The sequence below is a fragment of the Brevundimonas sp. CURTG3B2_SDJG genome (assembly GCF_057364705.1).
In genome coordinates, this window is the sequence record NZ_JBNFOJ010000578.1 from 1 (window position 1) to 611 (window position 611).

Below are 611 nucleotides of genomic sequence, written 5' to 3' on the forward strand. Positions count from 1 at the left end.
CGGCGGGGGCGGCGACCGCGCTCTTGCGGCGCGGCGGGCGAAGGCCTCGATCTCGGCCTGGGTCTCGGCAGTGACCGGCGAGACCGGAACCGCCCCGACCGCGCGCGGGTCGTCGGCGGCGAGGGCCTCGGGATCGCCAGCCTCCTGCCAGTCGATTCGCGCGACCTCTCCGGCCAGGGCCCCGGCGCTGACCCTCAGCGTATTCACCTGGACGGCCACCGCCCGCGGTTCGGGAACGGGCGTGGCGCGGGGGAAGTCCGCCCAGCGCGGATACGCGCGGTTCGCGTCCACCAGGGCCTGCACCCCGCGGCGCGACCGGCGACGTCGCATCTGTGCGAGCGTCGAAGGCCCCTGCGCAGGCCGTCAGGCCCGCCGCCCCGCAGAGGGCGGCGCCAGCACAGCAATTTTCCTGATCGGCGCCGTTCATTTCGAACGCGGTCGTACTCTATGATCGTGACAGGCGGAAGGGCGGCCGGCGTCCTTGCGACCGATCCTGACGTCTCATGGAGACCCCGCGCATGGCCAGGCGCCCGACCGAACCGCCCGCAGACGCCGCCCCGCGCGCGCCGCGTCGCTCCGGACGCCCGACCTCGGTCAAGCCTCCGCGCCCC

General features: G+C 75.1%; 1 protein-coding gene. It reads right to left on the bottom strand.

Annotation, left to right across the window (positions count from 1 at the left end; translation table 11 throughout):
* Positions 1–330 (bottom strand): hypothetical protein (locus AC2W7C_RS18765; RefSeq protein ID WP_486002692.1); only part of this gene is annotated, 330 nt, incomplete at its 3' end.
* Positions 331–611 lie beyond the last annotated feature (281 nt).